The organism is Zobellia alginiliquefaciens (genome assembly GCF_029323795.1).
Classification (GTDB): domain Bacteria; phylum Bacteroidota; class Bacteroidia; order Flavobacteriales; family Flavobacteriaceae; genus Zobellia; species Zobellia alginiliquefaciens.
The window spans coordinates 1-25,017 of sequence record NZ_CP119758.1; the positions used below are offsets into that span (position 1 = coordinate 1).

General features: G+C 37.5%; 26 protein-coding genes. 20 read left to right on the forward strand and 6 right to left on the reverse strand.

The features are described 5' to 3' along the window. The 5 genes from dnaA (at position 1) to P0077_RS00025 (ending at position 4,809) form a co-directional block, all read left to right on the forward strand. Positions 1-1,425 (forward strand): chromosomal replication initiator protein DnaA, encoded by a 1,425-nt coding sequence (dnaA, locus tag P0077_RS00005; RefSeq protein WP_276167135.1) that lies wholly within the window; start codon positions 1-3, stop codon positions 1,423-1,425. Positions 1,426-1,431: 6 nt separating this feature from the next. After that, a complete protein-coding gene (locus tag P0077_RS00010; protein WP_276167136.1) occupies positions 1,432-1,878 on the forward strand; it encodes a low molecular weight protein-tyrosine-phosphatase in 447 nt (148 codons plus the stop codon). 10 nt (positions 1,879-1,888) lie between these two features. Continuing rightward, a complete protein-coding gene (locus P0077_RS00015; RefSeq protein WP_276167137.1) occupies positions 1,889-2,614 on the forward strand; it encodes an SAM-dependent methyltransferase in 726 nt (241 codons plus the stop codon). Positions 2,615-2,808: 194 nt separating this feature from the next. After that, a complete protein-coding gene (locus tag P0077_RS00020) occupies positions 2,809-3,357 on the forward strand; it encodes a hypothetical protein (RefSeq protein ID WP_276167138.1) in 549 nt (182 codons plus the stop codon). 168 nt (positions 3,358-3,525) lie between these two features. After that, on the forward strand, positions 3,526-4,809 hold the full coding sequence (locus P0077_RS00025) for an alkaline phosphatase family protein (RefSeq protein ID WP_276167139.1): 1,284 nt from the start codon (positions 3,526-3,528) through the stop codon (positions 4,807-4,809). Between the two features lie 49 nt (positions 4,810-4,858). Here P0077_RS00025 and P0077_RS00030 read toward each other — a convergent pair whose 3' ends face one another. Beyond that, positions 4,859-5,293 (reverse strand): cupin domain-containing protein, encoded by a 435-nt coding sequence (locus P0077_RS00030; protein WP_276167140.1) that lies wholly within the window; start codon positions 5,291-5,293, stop codon positions 4,859-4,861. Positions 5,294-5,365: 72 nt separating this feature from the next. Between P0077_RS00030 and P0077_RS00035 the strand changes: the two genes are divergently transcribed. The 3 genes from P0077_RS00035 to P0077_RS00045 all read left to right on the forward strand — a co-directional run bounded on the left by P0077_RS00035 (position 5,366) and on the right by P0077_RS00045 (position 6,952). Further along, positions 5,366-5,959 carry a TetR/AcrR family transcriptional regulator gene (locus P0077_RS00035; RefSeq protein WP_276167141.1) on the forward strand — a complete coding sequence of 198 codons (594 nt, stop codon included), beginning with the start codon at positions 5,366-5,368 and terminating at the stop codon, positions 5,957-5,959. A 22-nt stretch (positions 5,960-5,981) separates the two neighbouring features. Then, a complete protein-coding gene (locus P0077_RS00040) occupies positions 5,982-6,206 on the forward strand; it encodes a hypothetical protein (RefSeq protein WP_276167142.1) in 225 nt (74 codons plus the stop codon). Between the two features lie 359 nt (positions 6,207-6,565). Further along, the gene (locus tag P0077_RS00045) at positions 6,566-6,952 is read left to right on the forward strand and encodes a VOC family protein (RefSeq protein WP_276167143.1); all 387 of its coding nucleotides are present in this window, start codon (positions 6,566-6,568) and stop codon (positions 6,950-6,952) included. A 246-nt stretch (positions 6,953-7,198) separates the two neighbouring features. Here the strand turns inward: P0077_RS00045 and P0077_RS00050 are convergent, their stop codons facing one another. The 4 genes from P0077_RS00050 to dapF form a co-directional block, all read right to left on the reverse strand. Next, positions 7,199-7,828, reverse strand: coding sequence for a hypothetical protein (locus P0077_RS00050; protein ID WP_194527709.1), 630 nt, complete (start codon positions 7,826-7,828; stop codon positions 7,199-7,201). Positions 7,829-7,974: 146 nt separating this feature from the next. Then, positions 7,975-9,018: an endolytic transglycosylase MltG gene (gene mltG / locus P0077_RS00055; RefSeq protein ID WP_276167144.1), complete on the reverse strand. Its 1,044-nt coding sequence runs from the start codon at positions 9,016-9,018 to the stop codon at positions 7,975-7,977. Then, a complete protein-coding gene (locus P0077_RS00060; RefSeq protein WP_276167145.1) occupies positions 9,018-9,542 on the reverse strand; it encodes a GNAT family N-acetyltransferase in 525 nt (174 codons plus the stop codon). Before P0077_RS00060 ends, mltG begins: the two co-directional genes overlap by 1 nt. Next, the gene (gene dapF / locus P0077_RS00065) at positions 9,536-10,312 is read right to left on the reverse strand and encodes a diaminopimelate epimerase (RefSeq protein ID WP_276167146.1); all 777 of its coding nucleotides are present in this window, start codon (positions 10,310-10,312) and stop codon (positions 9,536-9,538) included. The genes P0077_RS00060 and dapF overlap by 7 nt, the downstream gene beginning before the upstream one ends. A 189-nt stretch (positions 10,313-10,501) precedes the next feature. Here dapF and P0077_RS00070 point away from each other — a divergent pair, with 189 nt between their 5' ends. The 10 genes from P0077_RS00070 (at position 10,502) to P0077_RS00115 (ending at position 22,483) form a co-directional block, all read left to right on the forward strand. Continuing rightward, positions 10,502-11,893 carry a S1C family serine protease gene (locus P0077_RS00070; RefSeq protein ID WP_276167147.1) on the forward strand — a complete coding sequence of 464 codons (1,392 nt, stop codon included), beginning with the start codon at positions 10,502-10,504 and terminating at the stop codon, positions 11,891-11,893. A gap of 114 nt (positions 11,894-12,007) precedes the next feature. After that, positions 12,008-13,456 (forward strand): glyceraldehyde-3-phosphate dehydrogenase, encoded by a 1,449-nt coding sequence (locus tag P0077_RS00075; RefSeq protein ID WP_276167148.1) that lies wholly within the window; start codon positions 12,008-12,010, stop codon positions 13,454-13,456. 148 nt (positions 13,457-13,604) lie between these two features. After that, the gene (locus P0077_RS00080; protein ID WP_276167149.1) at positions 13,605-14,225 is read left to right on the forward strand and encodes a tRNA (guanine-N1)-methyltransferase; all 621 of its coding nucleotides are present in this window, start codon (positions 13,605-13,607) and stop codon (positions 14,223-14,225) included. A gap of 40 nt (positions 14,226-14,265) precedes the next feature. Further along, positions 14,266-14,709 carry a GNAT family N-acetyltransferase gene (locus tag P0077_RS00085; RefSeq protein ID WP_276167150.1) on the forward strand — a complete coding sequence of 148 codons (444 nt, stop codon included), beginning with the start codon at positions 14,266-14,268 and terminating at the stop codon, positions 14,707-14,709. 12 nt (positions 14,710-14,721) lie between these two features. Next, positions 14,722-15,396, forward strand: coding sequence for a tRNA (guanosine(37)-N1)-methyltransferase TrmD (gene trmD, locus P0077_RS00090; RefSeq protein WP_276167151.1), 675 nt, complete (start codon positions 14,722-14,724; stop codon positions 15,394-15,396). Between the two features lie 147 nt (positions 15,397-15,543). Continuing rightward, positions 15,544-15,894 (forward strand): 50S ribosomal protein L19, encoded by a 351-nt coding sequence (rplS, locus tag P0077_RS00095; protein ID WP_194527718.1) that lies wholly within the window; start codon positions 15,544-15,546, stop codon positions 15,892-15,894. Between the two features lie 704 nt (positions 15,895-16,598). Further along, positions 16,599-18,818 carry an NADP-dependent isocitrate dehydrogenase gene (locus tag P0077_RS00100; RefSeq protein ID WP_276167152.1) on the forward strand — a complete coding sequence of 740 codons (2,220 nt, stop codon included), beginning with the start codon at positions 16,599-16,601 and terminating at the stop codon, positions 18,816-18,818. Between the two features lie 125 nt (positions 18,819-18,943). After that, complete coding sequence (locus P0077_RS00105) at positions 18,944-21,343, forward strand: TonB-dependent receptor (RefSeq protein WP_276167153.1); 2,400 nt, start codon at positions 18,944-18,946, stop codon at positions 21,341-21,343. Between the two features lie 4 nt (positions 21,344-21,347). Next, positions 21,348-22,205 carry a DUF4249 domain-containing protein gene (locus tag P0077_RS00110; protein WP_276167154.1) on the forward strand — a complete coding sequence of 286 codons (858 nt, stop codon included), beginning with the start codon at positions 21,348-21,350 and terminating at the stop codon, positions 22,203-22,205. 35 nt (positions 22,206-22,240) lie between these two features. After that, on the forward strand, positions 22,241-22,483 hold the full coding sequence (locus P0077_RS00115) for a DUF6095 family protein (RefSeq protein WP_276167155.1): 243 nt from the start codon (positions 22,241-22,243) through the stop codon (positions 22,481-22,483). 7 nt (positions 22,484-22,490) lie between these two features. Here P0077_RS00115 and P0077_RS00120 read toward each other — a convergent pair whose 3' ends face one another. Beyond that, entirely contained in the window at positions 22,491-23,174 is a 684-nt protein-coding gene (locus P0077_RS00120; protein WP_276167156.1) for a DUF4294 domain-containing protein, read from the reverse strand. Between the two features lie 102 nt (positions 23,175-23,276). On the opposite strand from P0077_RS00120, the gene P0077_RS00125 reads away from it, so the two are divergent. Beyond that, the gene (locus P0077_RS00125; protein ID WP_276167157.1) at positions 23,277-24,365 is read left to right on the forward strand and encodes a M42 family metallopeptidase; all 1,089 of its coding nucleotides are present in this window, start codon (positions 23,277-23,279) and stop codon (positions 24,363-24,365) included. 44 nt (positions 24,366-24,409) lie between these two features. Continuing rightward, the gene (locus P0077_RS00130; RefSeq protein ID WP_276167158.1) at positions 24,410-24,964 is read left to right on the forward strand and encodes an NUDIX hydrolase; all 555 of its coding nucleotides are present in this window, start codon (positions 24,410-24,412) and stop codon (positions 24,962-24,964) included. The last annotated feature ends 53 nt before the right edge of the window (positions 24,965-25,017 follow it).

A 25,017-nucleotide genomic window follows, 5' to 3' on the forward strand; every position in this document is an offset into this window, starting at 1 on the left:
ATGGGTGTTACTGCTATTTCCGTATGGAACAATTGTTTAACTTTTATTAAAGACAATATTCAACCGCAGGCATTCAAAACTTGGTTTGAACCGATCAAACCAATTAAGTTATCCGATAATGCTTTGAGTATTCAGGTGCCCAGTAAATTCTTTTATGAATGGCTAGAAGAGCACTATGTAAAGTTACTAAAAGTTGCTCTTACCAAAGAATTGGGTGAGACCGCAAAACTGGTGTACATCATTAGAATGGAAAACACCTACGGCAACAAAGAACCATTTACGGAAAAGATTCCTAGCTCCAACAGAGCTACAATGAGTCCGCAAGAAATGGATGTGCCTATTAAATCTAAAAACCCTGAGCTAAAGAATCCTTTTGTGATTCCGGGTATCAGAAACATAAAAATAGAATCTCAGCTTAATCCCAACTATAATTTTGATAATTTCCTAGAAGGAGACTCCAACCGTTTGGCAAGATCGGCGGGTATGGCCGTAGCTAACAAACCTGGAGGTACATCCTTTAATCCGTTATTGGTTTTTGGAGGTGTTGGTTTAGGAAAAACGCATTTGGCCCATGCCATTGGTGTTGAGATCAAAGACAAATATCCAGAGCGTACCGTTCTTTATATTTCAGCTGAAAAATTTACACAACAATACATAGAGTCCGTAAAGAAAAACACCAGAAACGATTTTATTCATTTCTACCAATTGATAGATGTGCTTATTATTGACGATGTTCAGTTCTTAAGCGGAAAGTCCGGAACACAAGATGTTTTCTTCCATATTTTCAATCATTTGCACCAAAACGGCAAGCAGGTTATTTTAACCTCGGACAAAGCTCCCGTAGACATGCAGGATATTGAGCAGCGGTTGTTATCTCGTTTTAAATGGGGACTATCGGCAGAGCTTCAAAATCCTGATTACGAAACACGGATCTCTATTCTTAAGAACAAATTATATAGAGACGGCGTTGAAATGCCCGAAGATATTATAGAATATGTAGCAAAGCATATTAAAAGTAATATTCGTGAACTAGAAGGTGCCATTATCTCTTTAATAGCGCAATCTTCTTTCAACAAAAAGGAAGTTACCATAGAACTGGCTCAGCAAGTAGTTGAGAAGTTTGTGAAGAATACCAAACGTGAAGTTTCTATAGATTATATTCAGAAAGTAGTTTCCGATTACTTTGAAATGGATGTAGCGACGCTTCAGTCCAAAACACGAAAGCGCCACATTGTACAAGCCAGACAATTGGCTATGTTCTTTGCCAAAAAATTTACCAAAGCCTCATTGGCCAGCATTGGCTCTCAAATAGGAAAGAGAGACCATGCTACGGTACTACACGCTTGCAAAACGGTAGACAACTTGGCAGAAACGGATAAGCAGTTCAGAAAATACATTGAAGACCTTACCAAGAAATTTTCTTAAACACATATGAAAACTAACGTTCTAATGGTATGCTTGGGCAATATTTGCCGATCACCATTGGCGGAAGGCATTTTACAAAGTAAAGTGGACCCAAAAAAGGTTTTTGTAGATTCTGCAGGAACCGGAGGCTACCATATTGGCAATCCGCCAGACCCTAGATCCATTGCCGTTGCTCGCAAATATGGGCTACACATCGAAAACCAGCAATGTAGACAATTTCAAAAATCGGATTTTCAAAAATTTGATGTAATTTATACTATGGACCTCAGTAATTTTAATAACATCTTAAAATTGGCCGAGACTCCAGAGGACACTAACAAAGTAAAATTATTACTTACGGAGGTTGATTTGACTGTTATTGAAGTGCCAGATCCCTATTGGGACGATAATGGCTTTGAAAAGGTATATCAGCTAATAGATACCGCATGTACATCAATTGCCAAAAAACTCTAATTCGATTATTATGGCCAACAGAATGGAAAACCAGGGAAAGTTATATTTAATACCTACTACACTAGGTGATAACGAACCCCTAGAAGTTTTACCCATTTCTATAAAACAGGCCGTTGAGCAAATTGACCATTACATTGTTGAAAATGAAAAAACGGCAAGGCGGTTTATAAAAAAGATAAGCCCTAGAAAATCACAACCCAATCTTCATTTATCCGTACTGAACAAGTATACCGAACCTGAAGAAATACCCACTTTTTTACAATCCTGTTTAGACGGTTTCAATACAGGCATTTTATCTGAGGCCGGTTGCCCCGGTATTGCTGACCCCGGTGCGGACGTGGTAAAAATTGCTCACGATAAAAATATTCAGGTGGTGCCACTAGTAGGGCCCTCCTCTATTGTACTGGCCCTTATGGCAAGCGGAATGAACGGCCAGAGCTTTGCTTTTAACGGCTACCTGCCTATTGACGGCCCTGAGCGTAAAAGTGCCATTAAAAGATTGGAAAAACTAAGTAAAGATTACGGACAATCTCAACTGTTCATTGAAACACCCTATAGAAACGATAAGCTTTTTGCAGAGTTGCTCAAAACCCTACACCCCAACACCAGAGTATGTGTAGCCTGCGATGTAACACTACCAACGGAATATATTCTGACCAAAACCATTGCCGACTGGAAGCGCACCAAAGTAGAGTCACTTCACAAAAGACCGGCCATTTTTATTATACAAGGGTAACCCTCATTTTTTTGGGCAGCAGCCTATATTAGTATTCTTTTTTCATAGACTTTAAGTCAATTTTTCTCTTTTACGACCTCATATTCAAAACGGTACTTAAAAAGGAGTATTTTGGTATACTTATAAGCCATATAAAGCAACTAGTTGCTCTATATAGCTGTTGTGCATAAGCTCAAAAAAAATAGTTTTATCAGATGACTAACCAAAAAATAACCCTAAAATACATTCTGGCTGGAATACTGGCGGTAATATTTACCTGGGTTATTCACGAGTTTACGCATTGGTTTACCAGCGAATCTTTAGGTTATGAATCTATAATGAGACTAAATTCTGTATCTGCAATAGACGGTCAGGAACGGATGGAATGGCATAAAATTTTAATTTCCGCATCTGGACCAATAGTTACCATTTTTCAAGCAATACTAATATTTATAATTCTCAGAACAAAAGGCTGGCATAAATATATCTACCCCGCATTATTCGTCCCATTATATATGCGGTTATTAGCCGGACTAATGAATTTTATCAAGCCAAATGACGAAGGGCGAATTGGCGAAGTTTTAGGAATTGGACTTTTTACATTATCAATCATCGTTTCTGGGCTTTTATTTTTTATGGTTTTTAAAATATCTAAGAAATACGAACTGAATTGGAAATTCAATTTTTGGACAACAATAATTACGATGGTGGTAAGTTCGATTTTAATTTTGTCCGACCAGTTTTTTGGAATCAGAATACTATGAAATGGACATACAATGTGGGAAAAGCCTATGCACAACACAACCTATAAACAATACGGGCTTCGAGCTTCATCGAAAGGTTTGTGTATTTTTATGAAGTCCGCAAAATCTTTGGGATTTAGCTTTGGAACAAAAAAATAAAAAGCAAAACAATAAGAGCTTCTTACACAAATGAAACAACGGAACATAATAATAACTGTTTTTATCATAGGAATGGTATTATTGTTTTCCTGTAATAGAAGAATAATACGTTCACCTCTTTCTATTACGAAAACAAATTCAAGCGTTGCCGAAAAAAAACCTTACTTAATATTAATTTCGCTCGATGGTTTTCGCTGGGATTATGTTGAAAAATACAACCCACCCAATTTGAGTTCATTCATTAAAAATGGTGTTAAGTCTGCATCATTAATACCTTCATTCCCAAATAAAACTTTTCCGAACCATTATACAATTGCTACAGGACTTTATCCTGACAAACATGGAATAATAGGAAATATATTTTATGACTATAAAAAAGACATACTATTCAATAAGAGAAATCCTAAAATGGCCGAAGACGGCAGTTTTTATGGAGGTTCACCTATTTGGGTTGAGGCAAATAAAGTAAATATCGTAACCGCCAGTTATTTTTTCGTGGGAACCGAGGCCAATATTCAGGGAATCAGCCCCACATACTTTTATACATTTGACCATAGAGTTAAAAATGAGGAACGCGTTAATCAAACCATACATTGGTTGAACTTGAATAAGAAAAGTAGACCGCATTTAATCACTTTATATTTTGGTGATATGGATATTGTTGGACACGATTATGGTACTAATGATGACGAAAAACTAAAAACGGCATTGTTTGAATTAGATAAAAATTTAGGCGATCTGTTTAATAGAGTATCAGAAACTAATCTTCCAGTAAATATTATCATCGTTTCTGATCATGGCATGGGAAATCAGTCCACCAATAAAATAATACCTATAGATTCTATCGAAAACGATGACTTATTCATGACAATTGAAAATGGTACCATAGTATATATTCATCCAAAAAAAGAGGTTGAAATAGATTCGGCACTACTCTATTTAAGACAAAAGGAAAATAACTTCAAAGCTTATAGAACCGAAAACACACCAGGTTTTGAATACATTCCAACAAATAAAAATTGGGGTGCAATCCAATTAATACCAGATTACGGTTATCATTTTTGGAATCAAAAACGTAAAAACGCTCTTTCCGAAGAGGGTGTTGCAACATTTGGAGTTCATGGTTATGATAGCAAATACAAAGAAATGCATGGAATATTTTATGCCAATGGCCCAGCCTTTAAAGACGGCTATGAAATACCTGCGATAAAAAACATTTATATCTATCCATTAATGTGTGAGATTTTAGGATTAGAAATTCGAAAATCAATTGATGGCGATATAAATCAAATAAAGAGCGTTTTGAAAGATTAACAATAAACAAAAACCATAAAACAAAGGCAGCGTTAGCAACAAGCTGTACTTAAACCTTTATTATCATATCATATTCCGCGGCGGTTGCCATCACTTTATTAATGATTTCCGGAGTAAGTGATTTGTTCATTGCATTTTCTTCATTTTCACAAACCCCCATTTTCTCAAAAAAACTCCTAAACCCTTTAGGACTATGAATGTTTACCCACTTGCACGGGTTTTCACTATTGTTTGCGAACGTATGCAAAGTATTTGGAGGAATGTCCATTGACTCTCCTTCCCTTACAATTGCTATATGACCATTTACCATAAATTCCATTTCCCCCGCAATAATCAGAAAAGATTCTTTAAAAGAGTTGTGTAGATGTGGTGGCGGACCCTGTACTTTAGCTGGTGTTTCCCCTACCATAAGATCATAGTCTCCCGTAGTTTCATGAGGTGTTACCTTATGCCCAAGTACCCATTTCGTTTTATTTTTTTTCATTTTATGAGATTTTAGTCTCACAAACATAGGTTTTAATTTTTTTTCGTCCAAATTTTATGAGATATTTGTCTTATGAAAAATGATTACATCAAAACCGGAAGGACAAATCAAAAAATTGAAACCAGAAGTAAGATCTTAATCAGTGCCCAATATTTTTTAAACAACGGATTAGAATTTAATCTTGAAGATATTGCTAAACGGTCTGGTATTTCTAGGGCAACAATTTATAGATATTTCTCCAATGTAGACATATTAGCAGCAGAGGCCGGACTGGATGTCAACACAAAAAGCTCCGAAACAATTTTTGAAAATCTTAAGGGAAAAACTCTAGAAAACAAGATTCTTGAAATCCAGGACTACTACAACACCCTGGCAATAGCGCATGAAAAGTTATTTCGAAAATACATTAGCACAGTTTTGGACTCAAGTACTCCCACCCCAAAAAGAGGTGCACGAAGAAAAAAAACTTTACAACTAGTCTTTGAAGGAACAGAATACACGCAGAAAGAAAAAAAGGACCTTTCTAACCTACTTACGGTTTTAATGGGAATAGAACCCCTGATAGTTACCAAAGATGTCTGCGGTCTAAACAATAGTGAATCCACCGAACTCATGAAATGGGGTATGGAATTACTCCTCAAAGGGTTCATTAGTTCCAAAAAATAAAAGTAGCCAGTTGCCTTAAACTATGAAAAACAGACTGCTAATATTAATATTTGGGCTTTTATCCTCTGTTCCAAATATCTATTCTCAAAATGACAACCTTGAACCGGTAGGAAGCATATTTGATGAATTCAGTTTTAGACTTGAATATTATTCCCAGATTACAAAAGTGCTTATGAACGGAATGTCCGATTACCCAGAAGTTCAATTTTTAATCCTTCCTTCACCTTCTGGAGAAGAAGCTGTCTAAATTAAAAATGGGGCGGTTCACGGAGTTGGCAACCCTATATACCGATCAGAACGGATTGAATTTGATATCTATTCTGAAAGATATTCCAGTGAAACGGAAACAAAACCTAGCTAAAATAAAACCTAACACTGCTATTGTCTTAGAATCAAGTGCTGTTTCACAAGTAACTGTAAAATTATTCTTAACTCAAGTATCCAATAGAAATGAAGATGTAACCCCAGGCAAGCCAACGAGACTCCAAAAGAAACCGTATTTAATTTTGAAACTGGCCTTCAGGCATTTAATCTCAATTATCCATTAAAAAGCACCTATAATACAATATAAAAAATCATATATTTAAGCAAAATTCAATTTTATAAATGGTTACTTTTTCATTCGATCACATTGCTCTTTCTGTAAAGGATGTTAACGAATCTCTTGAGTTCTACCAAAAAGTACTTCAACTTAAAGAAATCAAGAATACAGCTTCTAATTCAAAAACAAGGTGGCTATCTATTGGAGGAAAAAATCAACTTCACCTTATTCCACGTCCGGATTTTCAAATAAAAGTAAATAAAGCTGTTCATTTTGCTTTAACAACGGCCGACTTTACCTCATTTGTAGCGTACCTACAATCATCTAATATTAACTACACTGATTGGATCGATAGCCCTAATAGAGATTACGTTCGGCAAGACGGAATAAAGCAGGTTTATTTTCAAGACCCAAATGGATACTGGATTGAAATTAACGATGATTGCCGGTAAGGTTTCTATAAAAAAAACATCAAAGAAGGGTATTCATCAAACAACGTATGGATTCGGGAAAAAACGGATTGATATAATTTTAAAGGATTTTTTACAACTTCATTCAATATAAGCTTACAACAGAACAGGATCTCTCTCAATCTTAAAACTCGCTCTGAAACCGCCTACGAATAAAAAACAAACCCCAATATTTCTATTGGGGCTTGTCCACTTTCATATGTAAATTAAATCTTAATCAGGTCCTATTTATACTTTAGGATTTCGCTTTGGCAAAACATATGATATATCATATCCCGAGAACTTTTTCATGTATTTTGCAATGTTGGTTCCGTAGCTATCCGATACATCGAAAGCTCCCCAAGAACGTAAATATTTCTTTACGTTACCTGCACCGGCCAAATGGGCCGCGGCCAATATTCCAGATTCCGTAACCTCAATACCACCTATTCGCTTTCCAACGAAACGGGCAATGTCTCTACGTAGAATCCATTTGTTACGGGCAATATTCGTGTGAAAAGCCCTTTCTTGTAACACAGGGTCGTTTAAGAAACGAGTTGCATTATAAACACCCATAAGCTGTAAGGTACCGATACCAAACTGGTATTTTCCCAAATACCCGAGCGTATTTGTTGTAAAATAGTTACCCTGCGATTCTTTAAACGCTAGAGCTTCTTTAAAACCGATATAGGAGCTCCCTAAAAAAGGCGGAGCCAACAATATCGTTGCATGCATAGTTTTGTTTTTGGGAAACAAAACTTCAGTAGGTTGTTTTACTTTAAGAGTTTCCGGCACCTTCACCTGTTTAGATTCAAAACCGTAACTCAATAAAATAAAGGTAATGATCAGGGGGCTTGATAAACTTAGCCACTTTCTCATACATTATATTTACCTAAGACTTACGAAAATTTAACCTGCTTAGATTTCGAGGGGCAAAGATAAGTCCGTTTTAATGTTGTAAATTAGAAGACTTTGTTAAAAGTATACCGTTTTAGTTAACAAGTACTAAAGATGGGATAAAATGCCTATCTCTTGATTTTTTGGGCATTTATCCACTGGACATACTGTGCTTTATTACGGTTGTGCTGGGCCAGAGTCTTGGCAAATTTGTGATATCCGAAATTTTCTACGTTGGCTACAAAGTAAAGATAATCGTGCTTCTCTGGGTTCAAAACGGCGTCTATAGCAGTAATATCCGGCATGGCTATCGGTCCCGGGGGGAGACCTGCATACTTATAGGTGTTATATGGAGAGTCCAATTCTAAATCTTTATACAGCACCCGCTTAATTATTGCATTAAAATTATTTGTGTGTTTTTTAATCGCATAGATTACCGTAGGGTCTGCCTGCAGCAAAATTCCTCTTCGCAAACGATTCAGATATACACCTGCAACCCTGGGTCTTTCATCTACTTTTGCCGTTTCTTTATGCACTACAGAAGCTAAAGTGATTACTTCGGCCGGGGTAAGATTCAAAGCTTTTGCCTTTTCTAGGCGGGCATCGGTCCAAAAACGATTGTACTCTTTCAACATTCGTTCCCTAAATTCGTCGGCAGATGTATTCCAAAAGAATTCATAGCTATTGGGAATGTACATTGCCAGTTGCGTATTTTTATTAAAACCATTCACTTTTAAAAATTCCTCACTGGTAAAAGCTTCTAACAGTGCTAAACTATCCGGTTCTATTTGCATGGAAATCCTCCCTGCAAGGTCTGCTATGGTCTCTTGATTGTTAAAAGCAACCTTAACCGGAATGTTCTGACTACGTAGGGAGTTTATGATATCATTATTATTCGCACCTTTTTTAATAGCGTACTTCCCTCCTCTTATGTTTGAGATATACCCCTTACGCTGGGCCACTTGTTCAAAAGATTCCATATTTTCAAGAAGAGGAGCTACCAACTCACGTACTTCCGAAAAATCCGCATCTGAGGGTATATACAGATAGGCCTCATTGTTTTCAAAACTGGTGTTAGGCGCAAAAATGGCGTTATAGACGGTATAGGCAAAAATTCCACCTCCGATAAGACCGGCAATCACAATAATTAATAGAATACGTTTTATATACATTAGGTATTTATTTTTTGAAACAAAATTTCATTCTTATACTTTCCCTCGGTAAAAATCCAGTCCTTTTTTATGCCTACCTCTTTAAATCCCATCTTTTTGAACAAATGAATACTGGGGTCGTTCCCCTCCATAACATTTGCATAGAGCTGATGAAGATTCAATACTTTAAACGCATAGTCGGACACCAATGAAATAGCCTCCGCTCCTACTCCTTTATTTCTATTTTCGGTATTCAGGATAACAATTCCTATTCCCGCTCTTAAATTCTTGGGGTCAAAATCGAATAAATCAATAAGTCCTACCGTAGAACCTTCGGTGTTACAAATACACAGTCGCAATTGCTTAACATCATAAATATCTCTGTGCGCATTCTCCAAATAGAGATTTAGCACATGTTTGGAGTACGGTGCCGTGGTTCCGCTTATTTCCCAAATTTCAGTTCTATTCTCCAGCTCATAAAGGAAGTCCAAATCATTTGGTTCCAGAGCCCTAAGATATATATGTTTACCTTTTAAGTTTAGCATTCTATCTCCCCTTTGAAAACTTGTTTCGCAGGTCCAATTAAATGAATTTGACTATAAACGCCCTCTTTTTTAGTTAGCTCCACCTGCAGTTCACCACCTTGGGTATTTATCTTAATTAAATTTGCAGTCGTTTTTCCGGAGTTGTGCATGGCAATGGCCACCGCCGTAACTCCAGTTCCACAAGACAAGGTTTCATCTTCTACCCCTCTTTCATACGTTCGGACGGCAAAAGTATCATCATCCAAAACTTCAACAAAGTTAACATTGCTTCCTGTTTCCCCATAAAGTCCGTAGCGCAGTTTCTTACCTTCTTTGTAAACACCAAAATCCTGTATACCTTTCACCATTTGCACGTGGTGTGGCGAACCTGTGTCTAGGAAAACATACCCGGGTTTTTCTTTAATCTCAGATACATCCTGCATTTGTAGGCTTACGATACCATCATTAATGGTAGCGTGGTGTTTGCCATCTGCAGCATTAAAAACGGTATCTTTATCTATAACACCTAAAAAATTGGCAAATGCCACGGTACACCGGCCACCATTACCGCACAAACTGCCCTCACGGCCGTCAGCGTTGTAATAGACCATTTTAAAATCTGACAGTTCGTCATTTTCTAAAAGTATAAGGCCATCCGCACCTATGCCAAACTTTCGGTCGCACAGGGACGCTACTAGTTTGGTATCATTTTTGGGAAACTGTAATTGTCGATTATCGATAAGAACAAAATCGTTTCCGGTGCCTTGGTATTTGTAAAAACTAAGTGTCATACTATTATTTAAAGACACAAATATAGGCTTTTATCCCTATCGGAAATAACGCGTTCGGTCTGCAACTTAGCAACCTGAAATAGTAGGGATTAAGATATATTTAGCAGTTAAAGAGTAGTTAAAGCAAATATAAGGCGCCTAAAAAACGACTAATTTTAACATATCAAAAGAATTAAACAAAACAATAACATGAAAAAAATTGCCAGTACCTTTTTAATCGCCCTCTTTGCTGGAGCAATCACATTGGGCAGCTACAAATTATTTTTTGAAAATACGAACTATGCGGTTATTTCACAGGACGAAGGACACTCGGTTTTCAATACGAGCTTAACGCCTACTTCTGCCAAAGGAGCCGGAATTAATGAAGTTGATTTTACGGTTGCCGCAGAGAATACGGTAAACGCAGTGGTGCACGTTAAAAATGTTACCATTAATAGAACGCCACATAGCCTTATGGATTTTTTCTATGGAAGCGGCGGAAATGAAAGGCCCCAAGTAGGAACAGGCTCTGGAGTTATTATTTCACAGGACGGGTACATTGTAACGAACAACCACGTTATTAGCAAGGCCAATCAGTTACAGGTAACACTTAATAACAATAAGACCTATGATGCAGAACTTATTGGTACGGACCCAAATTCTGATATTGCCCTTATAAAAATAGATGCCGAAAGTAATCTTCCATATTTAGCTTTTGGCGATTCTGATGACGTAAAAATTGGAGAATGGGTATTGGCCGTTGGTAATCCGTTTAACCTAACTTCTACCGTAACAGCGGGTATTGTAAGTGCTAAAGCACGTGATTTGGGTAAAAACCAATCTTTTATACAGACTGATGCCGCAGTAAACCCTGGGAACAGTGGTGGTGCATTAGTGAATACCAATGGAGATCTTGTAGGTATCAATACTGCAATCACCTCACAAACCGGTAGTTATGTGGGTTATTCATTTGCAGTACCTAGTAACATTGCCAAAAAAGTGGTAGACGATATTCTTGAGTATGGAAATGTTCAAAAAGGAATATTAGGGATTAAAACCTTAAATACCAATACGCCATACGCCATTGAAAAGGGATTGAACGAGATTGACGGTGTTTACATCTCAGGCGTTGAAGAAGGAACAGGTGCGGAAGAAGCAGAATTACAAGAAGGAGATGTTATCAAAAAAGTGGATAATATTAAAGTAAGGAAATTTGCGGATCTTACGGGGTATCTTTCCGCCAAAAGACCTGATGATACTGTAGAGGTAACCATAGCTAGAGATGGCGAAGAGTTTACGGTGCCTGTATTGTTAAAGAAGAGACAGACTGTTATTGTTCCGGTAATGGGCCTTGAAGTAAAAAATCTAAGTAAAGACGACAAAAAGAAATTCAAGACCAAACAAGGTGTAAAAATAGTTGGTGTACCCGAAACCTACCGTGGATACGGATTGGAAGGAAAGGTTTTGTTGTCTGTAGACAACAAAGAAATTAACGATATTGAAGAAGCAAGAAATCTTTTTGGAAGTATTTCTAGATATGGAAAAACGAGCATCACCATGATTAACGAAAAAGGAGAAAGAGAGCGTCTTATTTTTCAATAATTAGTGCAAGTTTTTTAATACAAACACCCCAATTGGGGTGTTTTTTTGCTTTAAATAGTTTCAAACAACACTAAATGGCTACTTTTATATCAAAATATAACTCAACTTGTATACATGAAATCCAACGCTTCTTACGAAAAAGAGTTAGCCTTCCAAGCTGACAGAAGAAAAGCTACCACCGAATTCATTAAACTGGTAAGCGATCTTTGGTACGATAAGACTATCGAAATTGTACTTTTTAAAAATCAAGTGATAGACAAGAATGTAAGTGACATTATAAACCTGCACGAGTATGCAGGTGAATTTGTCCAAAAACCGATTTCCATTTTCGACTCGACGGAAATTTTAAGGGCCATTAACGACATTCAATTGCCTCCTGCTAAATTGGACATTGGTAAACTTACCTACGAGTACCACTCAGAAGACAATCACCAGACGGATATAAAAACCTTTGTGTTTGACAAACTTAAGGACGCTAACGAGTCCGCCCCCCTGAAACCAAAAGACATTGTTCTTTACGGATTTGGAAGAATAGGCAGACTTTTAGCAAGGGAACTTATGGCCAAAACCGGACAAGGTAACCAGTTGCGCTTAAGAGCCATTGTAACCAGAAATGCCGGAAACAGTGAAATCTTGGAGAAAAGGGCAAATCTATTACGTATAGATTCCGTTCACGGCAAATTTTCAGGCACCGTAGAAACGGATATTAAGAATAATGCTCTAATTATAAACGGAACTACCGTTCATATGATCAGCGCAGACCGTCCGGAAAAAATAGATTATAGTCAATATGGAATTAGTGACGCCCTTATCATTGACAACACGGGCGCTTTCAGAACCAAAACAGAGCTAGAAAGACACTTAGAAGCAGAAGGTGCCTCCAGCGTTTTGTTAACTGCTCCAGGCAAGGAAGTACCTAATATTGTTCATGGTGTCAATCATAAAACGTATGATCCTGACGCCATCAGAATATTTTCTGCAGCCTCATGTACAACCAATGCCATTACGCCAATTCTTAGCGTTATTGAAGATTCACTAGGTATCGTTAAAGGACACTTGGAAACTATTCATGCGTATACCAACGACCAAAATTTGGTAGACAATATGCATAGTAAACACAGACGCGGAAGAGCTGCAGCCTTAAATATGGTAATAACAGAAACCGGGGCAGGCGCTGCCGTTGCCAAAGCTCTGCCAGAGCTAAAGGACAAACTTACTTCTAATGCAATTAGGGTTCCCGTTCCAAATGGCTCCCTGGCCATTTTAAACCTAGAGATAAAAAATAAAACCTCCTTGGACGGTATCAACACCATCATTAAAAAATATGCTTTGGAAGGAGATTTGGTGGAGCAAATAAAATATTCCCTAAGCAAGGAAATGGTATCTTCGGATATTGTGGGTACAAATGCACCTTCTATATATGATAGTAATGCCACCATTGTTAGTGGAAACGGAAAGAATGTTGTACTTTACATTTGGTATGATAATGAATACGGTTATTCACACCAAGTTATTCGTTTAGCTAAATACATGGCAAAAGTAAGACGGTATACATATTATTAATTTTCAAAGGGTTACAAGGATAAGTTTGTTACTTTTTTGAAGGTATTTCCTACCTAATAGCAACCTTCTCCTTGATTTCTTTTATTAATTGATATTATTGAATTACTTTAGTCGGCTCTAATTCATTAATTCAAAGAATCACTCTAACATGAAAGGCTTTAGAATCCTGTTACTTATAACGGCTTTATTAGCATATAACCTACAATTTGCCCAAGAGGACGAAACTCAAGATGAGTTATCTCTTGATAAAGGGGCCATAGATAGTCAATTTGAATTTATTTTCACCAAATCCGGTAATTACCGTTCAGATGGAAAGAAGTATGAAGTTGTTCGCACGATATCTTTAGAAAAACTTCGTCAAAACGTTCTTGACTCCTTAAAAGGATACAATAAAAGGGTCGGCGAACTGAAGGCTACTATTGGAGGTCATGAATCTACCATAGGTTCGTTAAACAAAAAGCTAGAAGAAACCACCAATAACCTTGCAGGTGTAACCGAAGAGAAAGATAGTATGTCTTTCTTAGGTATTATGGTTGCAAAAAGCACCTATAATGGTATCCTTTGGACGGTTATCTTTTCTCTTTTAGCATTATTACTTTTCTTTATCTATAGATTTAGAAACAGTAATATATTAACGCAAGAAGCCAAGACTAATTTATCCGAACTTGAAACCGAGTATGAAGACCACCGCAGAAGGGCTTTAGAAAGAGAGCAAAAAATTAGTAGGCAGCTACAAGATGAGATAAACAAATACAAGAAACAGAAATAACTTAAAAAGCTCCTCACGGAGCTTTTTTTTATAGGTCATTATGAAAATAATACAAGCTGACGAATCTCATATTCCTGTCTTAGCACCACTGTTTGATAAGTATAGAGTATTTTATAACCAAAGTTCCGATATAGATGCCGCCCGTTTATTTTTAAAAGAACGGATTTCTAAATCTGAATCTATTGTTTTCATTGCTTTTGCAGATGCACAACCTGTAGGCTTCACGCAGTTGTACACTACGTTTTCTTCGGTTTCCATGAAAAGCTATTACATATTGAATGACCTCTATGTAAATGAATCCAGCCGGGAGAAAGGAATTGGTGCCGCTTTATTGACCAGAGCACAGGAATTCTGTATTAAAAAAGGGTATAAAGGTCTAGCTTTGGAAACCGCAGTTGATAATCCCGCACAAAAGCTTTACGAAAAGCTAGGTTGGCAAAAAGATTCGCACGCTTTTCACTACTTTTGGCCCACCAATTTATAGTCCAAGTTTAAAATGCGCATTGATATTATAACCGTTTTGCCCGAATTGCTAGAAAGTCCGTTTGGAGCATCTATTTTAAAAAGAGCTATTGACAAGGGTCTTGTTGAGGTGCATATGCACAACATAAGAGACTATACGGACAAAAGCTACAACCAAGTAGACGATTACCAATTTGGTGGCGGAGCCGGTATGGTTCTTATGATAGAGCCTATTGACAAGTGTATTTCAGCTTTAAAAGCGGAAAGGGACTATGACGAAGTCATCTATATGACACCGGACGGTGAAACTTTAAACCAAAGAATAGCCAACAGCATGTCTTTACTTAATAATGTCATTATCCTTTGTGGTCATTACAAAGGAGTTGATCAAAGAATAAGGGATGCCTATATTACGCGTGAGATTTCAATTGGAGATTATGTCCTTTCCGGAGGGGAATTAGGTGCGGCAATTCTTTGCGATGCTGTTATTAGGTTAATCCCTGGTGTTCTCAACAATGAGACATCCGCTCTTACAGATACCTTTCAAGATGACCTATTGGCTCCTCCCGTATACACTAGGCCATCAGAATATAAAGGAATGAAAGTACCGGATATACTTTTGAGCGGCAACTTTCCTAAAATTGAAAAATGGAGGGAAGATCAAGCGCAAAAAAGAACAGAAGAACGTAGACCGGATCTATTAAAATAAAATTACCTACACGCTATACTGCAAAAATTCAACAAAATAGGTTGTCTATTATAAATTAAACACTATTTTTGCACCCTGTTAAATCAACCTCTGACGAAAATCGTGAATGTTGACCATAACGTAATCATTTTTCATTAATAAAATATTATGGAAGAATTATTAAAATTCGTAGAAGACGAGTTTGTTCCAAAAAAAGAATTTCCAAAATTTTCAGCTGGTGACACTATTACTGTGTACTATGAAATTAAGGAAGGTGAAAAAACACGTACTCAGTTCTTTAGAGGTGTTGTTATCCAAAGAAGAGGTTCTGGTTCTACCGAGACTTTTACAATCCGTAAAATGTCAGGTACAGTTGGTGTAGAGCGTATTTTCCCAATAAACATGCCAGCCCTACAGAAGGTTGAAGTTAATAAGAAAGGTAAAGTACGTAGAGCTCGTATCTTCTACTTTAGAGGCCTTACCGGTAAAAAAGCACGTATCAAAGAGGTTCGTTCTTAAGCCGCACATACATCATATTAAAAAATCCCGCAATAGCGGGATTTTTGCGTTATAAACAATTGTTAACAACCAAAGTTTACAACATGTTGATTACTAATATGTTAAATATTTTGGTGACATGAATCATTTTTCCTACATTTATAAAACAATAGAAGAAAATATCTGTCGAAGATAGATTTGAAAATTGTTATAGAGTTAGCGTTCTTTATATTATTGTTTAGGTTTTATAAATGTTTAAAGATGTATTTCAAAGTACGCCATTTAGCAAAACGAACATATCAACAAAAGGCTGTCGCTTTTTGAGAAATGATTATGTGAACATATTTGTAAATATTCAACAGACGCAAGTCGACGAAATATGCACAAAGATTGTGTAAACAATGAGAAGAGATATCAATTGTAGCTTGGTTCGATAATTAAGTACAATTCATCTCAAACGCGGAAATTGTGATGCGAATGCAATCAATGGTTGCCGATCTGTCGGAAGAACAGGGAAGAAAGTTTGCTATATCAGTTTCTAAAAAGCCATATCAATGTACATGTACAATGATATGGCTTTTGTTTTGCCTTTTTTTTTCTTTATTCGCAATGTTTTTGTTAAAAAACCTATCTATGCAAAACAGCGAAGAACAACCTCCTATCTTATGCTCACAAGAATACATAAAATCGTATATTAGCTCCGCTTAAATTAAACCTTTCCTTACATGTCCAAAATATTTTATACGAAAACAGATGAAGCTCCGGCTTTAGCTACGCAATCATTTTTACCAATTGTTAAGGCATTTACTAAAACTGCCAACATTACTATAGAGACCAAAGACATTTCTTTGGCAGGAAGAATTATAGCCGCTTTCCCCGATTTTCTTAAAGAAGACCAAAAAATAGCAGATGACTTGGAAGAGTTAGGTGCTTTGGCTAAAAAACCAGAAGCTAATATTATTAAGCTTCCCAATATTAGTGCTTCAGTTCCTCAACTTAAAGAAGCCATTAAAGAACTTCAGGATAAAGGTTATGATTTACCTAATTATCCGGACGAGCCCACCAACGAAACGGAAGAGGCCATAAAAAACAGATATCACAAAGTTAAAGGTAGTGCGGTAAACCCAGTGTTACGAGAAGGAAACTCCGACCGTAGAGCACCTAGAGCCGTAAAAAACTACGCAAAACAAAACCCACATTCAATGGGAGCTTGGAGTTCCGATTCCAAAACTCATGTGGCCACCATGGACCATGGTGATTTTAAAGCCAACGAAAAATCGTTGACATTGCCTTCTGCAACAGATGTAAGAATAGAATTGGCAAAGGATAATGGTGATACCGTTGTTCTTAAAGAAAAGATATCTCTTTTAGAAGGTGAAATTATAGATGCTACCGTTTTAAGCAAAAATGCTCTTGTTGCATTTCTTAAAGAACAGGTTAAGGATGCCAAAGATCAGGGCGTATTGTTCTCGCTTCACATGAAAGCTACAATGATGAAAGTTTCTGACCCCATTATTTTTGGACATGCAGTTGAAGTTTTCTTTGCGGACGTGTTCAACAAATATGCAGATACTTTTAAAAAGGCCGGTATCCGTGCTAACGACGGGCTGGAAAATCTGTTCGCCAAGCTTAATGATTTACCTGCCGACCAGAAAGAAGCAATTGAAACGGATATTCAAAAAGCTATAAACGAAGGGCCTGATTTGGCCATGGTAAATTCCGATAAAGGTATTACCAACCTTCATGTACCTTCCGATATTATTATTGATGCTTCTATGCCCGCAATGATCCGTAACTCGGGTCAAATGTGGAACGCAGAAGGTAAACCTCAAGATACAAAAGCGGTTATACCGGATAGCAGTTATGCTGAAATCTATTCCGCAACCATTGATTTCTGTAAAGAACATGGTGCTTTTGATCCAACAACTATGGGAACGGTCCCCAATGTAGGTCTAATGGCCCAAAAAGCGGAAGAATACGGTTCTCATGATAAAACTTTTGAAATTAGTACAGCCGGAACCGTAAAGGTGGTTGATACCAATTCTGGGGAAACATTAAAAGAACATACTGTTGAAGCGGGCGATATCTGGCGTATGTGCCAAGTAAAAGATGCTCCTATTCAGGATTGGATCAAACTAGCCGTTTCAAGAGCTAGAGCCACCAATGATCCTGCAGTCTTTTGGTTAGATGAAGACCGTGCACATGATGCCGAGCTTATTAAAAAAGTGAATGCTTATTTACCCAACTTCGATACGGCCGGGTTAGACATTCGTATTCTTTCTCCTAAGAAAGCTACCGAGTTTACACTTGCTAGAATGAAAGAAGGGAAAGACACTATTTCTGTTTCAGGAAATGTTCTTAGAGATTACCTAACCGACCTTTTTCCGATTCTTGAAGTTGGAACCAGTGCTAAGATGCTTTCTATCGTTCCTTTAATGAACGGAGGAGGTCTATTTGAAACTGGTGCGGGTGGTTCAGCGCCAAAACATGTGGAGCAATTCTTAGAGGAAGGCCATTTACGATGGGATTCTTTAGGAGAGTTCCTTGCCCTTGGCGTTTCATTGGATTTTTATGGAGAAAAGAACGAAAACGAAAAAGCTAGAATTTTAGGTGATGCTTTGGATAGCGCAACCGAAAAATTCTTGATCAATGATAAATCACCTTCAAGAAAGGTAAAGGAAATAGATACCAGAGGAAGTCATTTTTACTTGGCAATGTACTGGGCAGAAGCCTTAGCCAACCAATCAAAAGATGCAGAGCTACAAGCAACTTTCAAAAAGGTTTATGAAGCTATTGAAAGTCAAGAGTCAACAATTATAGATGAGTTGATAAAGGCTCAGGGGCAGGCTCAGGAAATTGGTGGTTACTATAAGCCGAACCAAGAGCTGGCAGCCAAGGCAATGCGACCGAGCCAAACTTTCAATTCTATTTTAGACACACTCTAATTCCTATATTTTCAAGATAGAAAAAAAGCCTCTACAGATGTAGGGGCTTTTTCATTCTAAAATACTGTTAACGTTTTCCCTATGGGCGTTTTTCTAATTACATTTATCAAAAATTGCTCTCTTAGATGAACCCACTCAAAAAGGTCATTTTATCAGGTTTCCTTCTTTTTTCCATATTTACATACGCCCAAGAGCGATATACTTTAAGCGGAACCATTTCCGAGGCCTCCAGTAACGAAACCCTTATTGGGGTTACTATTGCGTTTCCCGAACTACAAACGGGTGTTACCACAAATGAATATGGGTTTTATTCCATAACTATTCCAAAGGGCGAATACCAACTACAAGTATCCTACTTGGGTTTTCAAGATATTGTCCAGACCATAACTTTGGATTCGGACCAAAAAATGAATTTTTCGTTACAAGAGTCCGCGGAACAATTGCAAGAAGTTATAGTTACCAAAGATGTTGAGAAAATGGATGTGCGCAAACCTCAGATGAGCGTGAACTCTCTTTCCGTGGGTACAATCAAAAAAATTCCCGTTATTTTAGGAGAGGCAGACGTTATCAAATCCATTCTTTTGCTACCGGGCGTAACCAATGCCGGCGAAGGCTCCTCTGGCTTTAATGTTCGTGGCGGAGCGGTAGACCAGAATTTAATTCTCTTAGATGAAGCTACAATTTTTAACTCTTCGCATTTATTCGGATTTTTCTCGGTTTTTAATCCAGATGCTATAAAAGACATCAAATTATACAAAGGAGGTATCCCTGCACGGTATGGCGGAAGAGTTTCTTCCGTTCTTGATATTTTTCAGAAAGAGGGCAATAGTAAAAAAATTAAGGTAAACGGTGGTATTGGTGCCGTGGCCAGCCGTTTGTTGGTTGAAGGTCCCATTAAAAAAGATAAAGCAGCCTTTCTAGTTGGTGGTCGTGCCTCATATGCCCATTTGTTCCTACCTCTTTTTGACGTGGACAATACGGCATACTTCTACGACCTGAACACCAAACTAAGCTACAATCTAAATGATAACAACAGTATTTTCTTATCGGGGTATTTTGGTCGTGATGTTTTTAGTATTAGCGATAGTTTTGTGAACACCTATGGAAATGCCGTTGGAAATTTCAGATGGAATCACTTGTTTTCGGACAAACTCTTTTCCAACCTTTCTTTAATTTATTCGAATTATTATTACGGTCTAAAATTAGACTTTGTAGGTTTCGATTGGAACTCAGGCATTGAAAATTTCAATATTAAGTACGACTTGAAACACTATGTGAACGACAAGTTTCAAATCAATTATGGCCTCAACAATATTTATTATCGCTTTAACCCTGGTAAAATAGAGCCCAGTAATGAAGATTCAGGCATTGTTGAAGAGCAATTAACCCAAAAATATGCAAATGAGTTTGCCGCTTACATTGATGTTGAGCATGATATTACAAAAAACCTGAGCCTTAATTACGGACTTCGTTTTAGTAATTTTGTTCGTTTAGGTCAAGATGAAGTAAATGTGTATTTCAATGACAGTCCCGTTAATTTTGACCCGGTTTTAAATGTGTACCAAGAAGGACTCGTTATCGATACCTATAGTGTAAAGAAAAGTGGCAGCTTGGCAACTTTCAATAATTTAGAACCCCGTATTTCCCTAGCCTACACCATTAACAACACAAGTTCAGTAAAAGCTAGCTACACCCGCTTGGCACAATACTTACATTTATTATCCAATACAAGTTCCCCTACTCCACTGGATGTTTGGACACCTAGCGGACCGTTCATTAAACCCCAACTTTTGAACCAGTATGCTATAGGGTATTTTAAAAATTTCAAAGAAGGTGAGTATTCCATTGAAACAGAAGCTTTTTATAAGAACGTTGAAAATCGGATTGATTATATAGATGGCGCTAACTTAATAGCCAATGATGCTATTGAACAGGTTATCTTAAATGGAGAAGCACGGGCGTACGGGCTAGAATTTCTATTTAGAAAAAACGAAGGAAAATTTCAGGGATGGCTGGCGTACACCCTATCAAAATCCGAACAAAGAACACCTGGAAGAACCGTTGAGCTAAATGACGGTACTACATTTAAAGAAAGTGGAATTAACGCAGGAGGATGGTATAACACACCTTATGATAAAACCCATGATGTATCTCTTTACGGCAGCTATGACCTTAATGAAAAATGGAATTTCAATACCAATTTTGTTTTCCAGACCGGACAACCCACTAATTACCCTATTGGTCAATTCAACTTTCAAGGATTGACCGTTCCTTATTACGGCCTAAGAAATGAAGAGCGATTGCCCGCTTACCACCGCATGGACATTTCTGCCACGCTAACCCCAAAAAAGAATAGAAATAGAAAATGGCAGACCGAATGGGTCTTTAGTATCTACAATGTATACAACCGCAGGAATGCGGCTTCCATAAGTTTTAGTCGTAACGAAGATACTGGGGTCAATGAAGCGGTCCGTACCTCTATTTTTGGTGTTGTACCTGCGGTAACCTATAATTTTAAATTTTAAGGCTATGAAAAAATTGATATATATACTCTGTATGTTCCTTATTTTTACAGCTTGTGAAGATGTTATAGATGTAGACGTTCCTACGGATAAGTCTAGGCTTACCGTAGATGCGTTAATGCGAATAGACACCACTCAGGCTTCTTCTACCTATTATGCCGAGGTGAAGGTAAGCGCTTCAAGTAACTTTTTTGAATCCATAGAGCCTGCGGAACTTGAACAAATTAGCATAACCAATCTTGAAACTGAGGAGACCATAGCACTCTTTGAGACTTTTATTGGTAGCGGCGTATATCAAAGTCAAACCACTATAGATTTTATGACCTCTGGCGAATTAGTTCTTTATATGGAATATGAAGACTCTAAATATGCGGCCAGAACCACTTATGTACCATCTGTTCCCATTAGAAAACTGGTACAGGGCGATGCTACTCTTTTTTCGGGAGAAGAAACTGAAATAATTGTAGCGTTTGACGACCAACCCAACCGAACAGATTTTTATCTATTCGATTTTGATTTTAATGAATATCTAGTTACCGAAGATACTTTTTACCCAGGAAGCACCTTTGAATTCTCCTATTTTTATGATGACGATGTCAAAGACGGAATGGAAATAGACATAAGCATTATTGGTGTGGATAGGTCTTTTTACAATTATATGAATCAACTTATTGTTCAATCCGGTGGTGACCAAGGCCCTTTTCAAACCCCATCGGCCACAGTGCAAGGAAACATCTTTAATGTAACCGATGTTGAAGACTTGTCAGACTTAGACAACTTAGCGGACGTTGTGGACCAGGAAAATTTTGCGTTAGGGTATTTTGCGGTCTGCCAAACTTTCGACAAATCCATCACAATTGAATAACTTTATCCCTCAAAACTTTTAAAAGAGCACCCAAAATGTCTCAGAAGAGAACCGATAAAAACTTACTCGTAAAAGGCCTTAAACATATTGCCTATACCATTGCTCTCATGTTTTTGGCCCCAGGTGTTATTTACCAGGCATTTAAAAATGAGGGTCACCCTTTATACTGGCCTGTTCTTATTTTGGGATTTATTTTTGCCATTGCAGCTATTGGTATGGCTTTCTATAGCTTAAAGCTGATTATGGAATCCCTGTTCGGGAAGAAGAGTATCAAATAACTCGCCCTTAATTCTCTTTACCGGCGTTGCCCCACTTATTCTTTAGCTGCGTGTAGTCATAATCCAAAACCGATTCTTGACGTTCCAATTTAAACTCGGCAAACGCCCTTTGCAGGATATCCTCTATGAGATAATCCTCATGCACCTGATCCGGCTGAAACCGCTCCTTTAAGCTTATTTTAAACATACTGGCCGTAGTATTGTACCAAAAAGCACGCCAACCGCTACGCAGCTCCTTTACCAACTCAAATGCAGTTTCTCCGGTCTGTCTGTAGATTAGTTTTACCAAAATTTGACCTTCGGTACGGGTTAATTTTTTTAACTCTTCGGAAAACTCTTCTTCAATAAATTTCTGAATTTCCTTGGTGTACTTTTTCTGGTGTCTTCTTTTCTTTATTTTGGTAATGCTATCATTTAACTCTTCAAGACGTTCAGCGGCCAACTTGGCATACGGATATACTTTTAAGGTCTTTCTGCGCAGAATATAATATCGCAATTTATCCCTATAAGAACTGAACTTTAGTTTTCCAAAAAGATATACTTCATCGAGGTCTATAGAATTTCTAAAAATAGAATCACCTTCAACAATAATCATTTTTTCCGTTACCGAATCCAATGGTTGTTCTTCTACCTGGGTATACCCCAAAAATACAAAGTGGACAAAAAATAAAAACAAGAGTGTTTTTTTCATAACCGCCATTATACAAAAGCCTTGCCAAATTAACGATAAATAGGTCTGCTTATTATTAAATAAAAGTGAATATTAGTAAATTCGTATTCAAATATAAACTTAATGGCTACAAAGAAAATTCTTACCAAAAAATCACTGGATTTTTTCGAAAAATATTTAAACAATGCGGCTCCAACGGGCTATGAATGGGAAGGTCAAAAAATATGGATGGATTACCTAAAACCATATGTAGACACCTTTATTACTGATACTTACGGCACAGCTGTTGGAGTCATTAACCCAGACGCCAAATTCAAGGTGGTAATAGAAGGCCACTCAGATGAAATTTCTTGGTACGTGAACTATGTTAGTGACAACGGACTTCTTTACGTAATTAGAAACGGAGGTAGCGATCACCAAGTAGCACCCTCAAAATGGGTCAATATTCATACTAAGAACGGAATAGTTAAAGGTATTTTTGGATGGCCTGCCATTCACACACGTGATAAAGGAAAAGAAACACCTCCTAAATTAGATAATATTTTTATTGATATAGGCGCTAAGGACAAAGAAGAAGTAGAAAAAATGGGTGTTCATGTAGGATGTGTTATTACCTACCCAGATGAATTCCAAGTGCTTAATGACGATAAATTTGTTTGTCGTGCTATTGACAACCGTGCCGGTGGTTTTATGATTGCGGAAGTAGCACGTTTGCTTCACGAAAACAAAAAGGAGTTACCTTTTGGACTATACATTACCAACTCCGTTCAAGAAGAAATTGGCCTACGCGGTGCAGAGATGATAACGCAGACTATAAAACCGAACGTAGCCATCATAACAGATGTATGCCATGATACGACGACTCCAATGATCGACCAAAAAACCCAAGGCCATACGGAAATAGGTTCGGGACCAGTAATCTCTTATGCTCCGGCAGTCCAAAATAAACTACGTGAGCGTATCCTTGATACGGCAGAAGCCAAAAAAATACCTTTTCAGCGCATGGCGGCTTCCAGAGCTACGGGTACTGACACCGATGCTTTTGCCTATAGTAACGGTGGTGTAGCTTCTGCACTTATTTCTTTACCGTTGCGTTATATGCACACCACAGTTGAAACGGTTCACAGAGATGATGTAGAAAATGTAATTAAATTGATTTACGAAACACTCTTGACCATAAAAGAAGGAGAAACTTTCAGTTATTTCGATTAAAACCAATTATAACCCTCCCTAAAAAGGAGGGTTTCTTTTTTATTATGGACGAGCTAATTGATATACTAGATTCCGACGGAAATTACACGACCAAAACGGCAATGAAATCCGAAGCACATCGTAAAGGATGGTTTCACCCTACCGTCCATGTTTGGTTCTACACGATGGATGGCCGAGTTCTAATTCAACAAAGGTCCAAAACAAAAGATGTCTTCCCTCTTCTCTGGGATGTCTCTGTTGCCGGACATATTGGTGCCGGTGAGGATATTGAAATTTCTGCAGTTAGAGAAATTGAGGAAGAAATAGGGCTGACCATTACCCCTGAAACACTAGAAAAAATAGGTGTTTTTAAATCGGTTCACCAACATTCCGAAAATTTACTGGATTGCGAATATCACCACACATTTTTATGTGAACTAAAAGTTCCGTTTCAGGAGCTCAAGAAACAAGAAAGCGAAGTAGAAAACCTCGCTTTAATTTCGCTTATTCAATTTTCTCAAGAAACTTGGGGTCTAGCCCATACACAAAAGTATGTTCCACATAGCACTGCGTATTACAAGACCATAATCAAAACCATAAAACATAGATTATCACAGTGAGTACGGGTTTTCCATAAGCCTTCTTAGCGCATTCAATTTAGTCCCAAATCCTA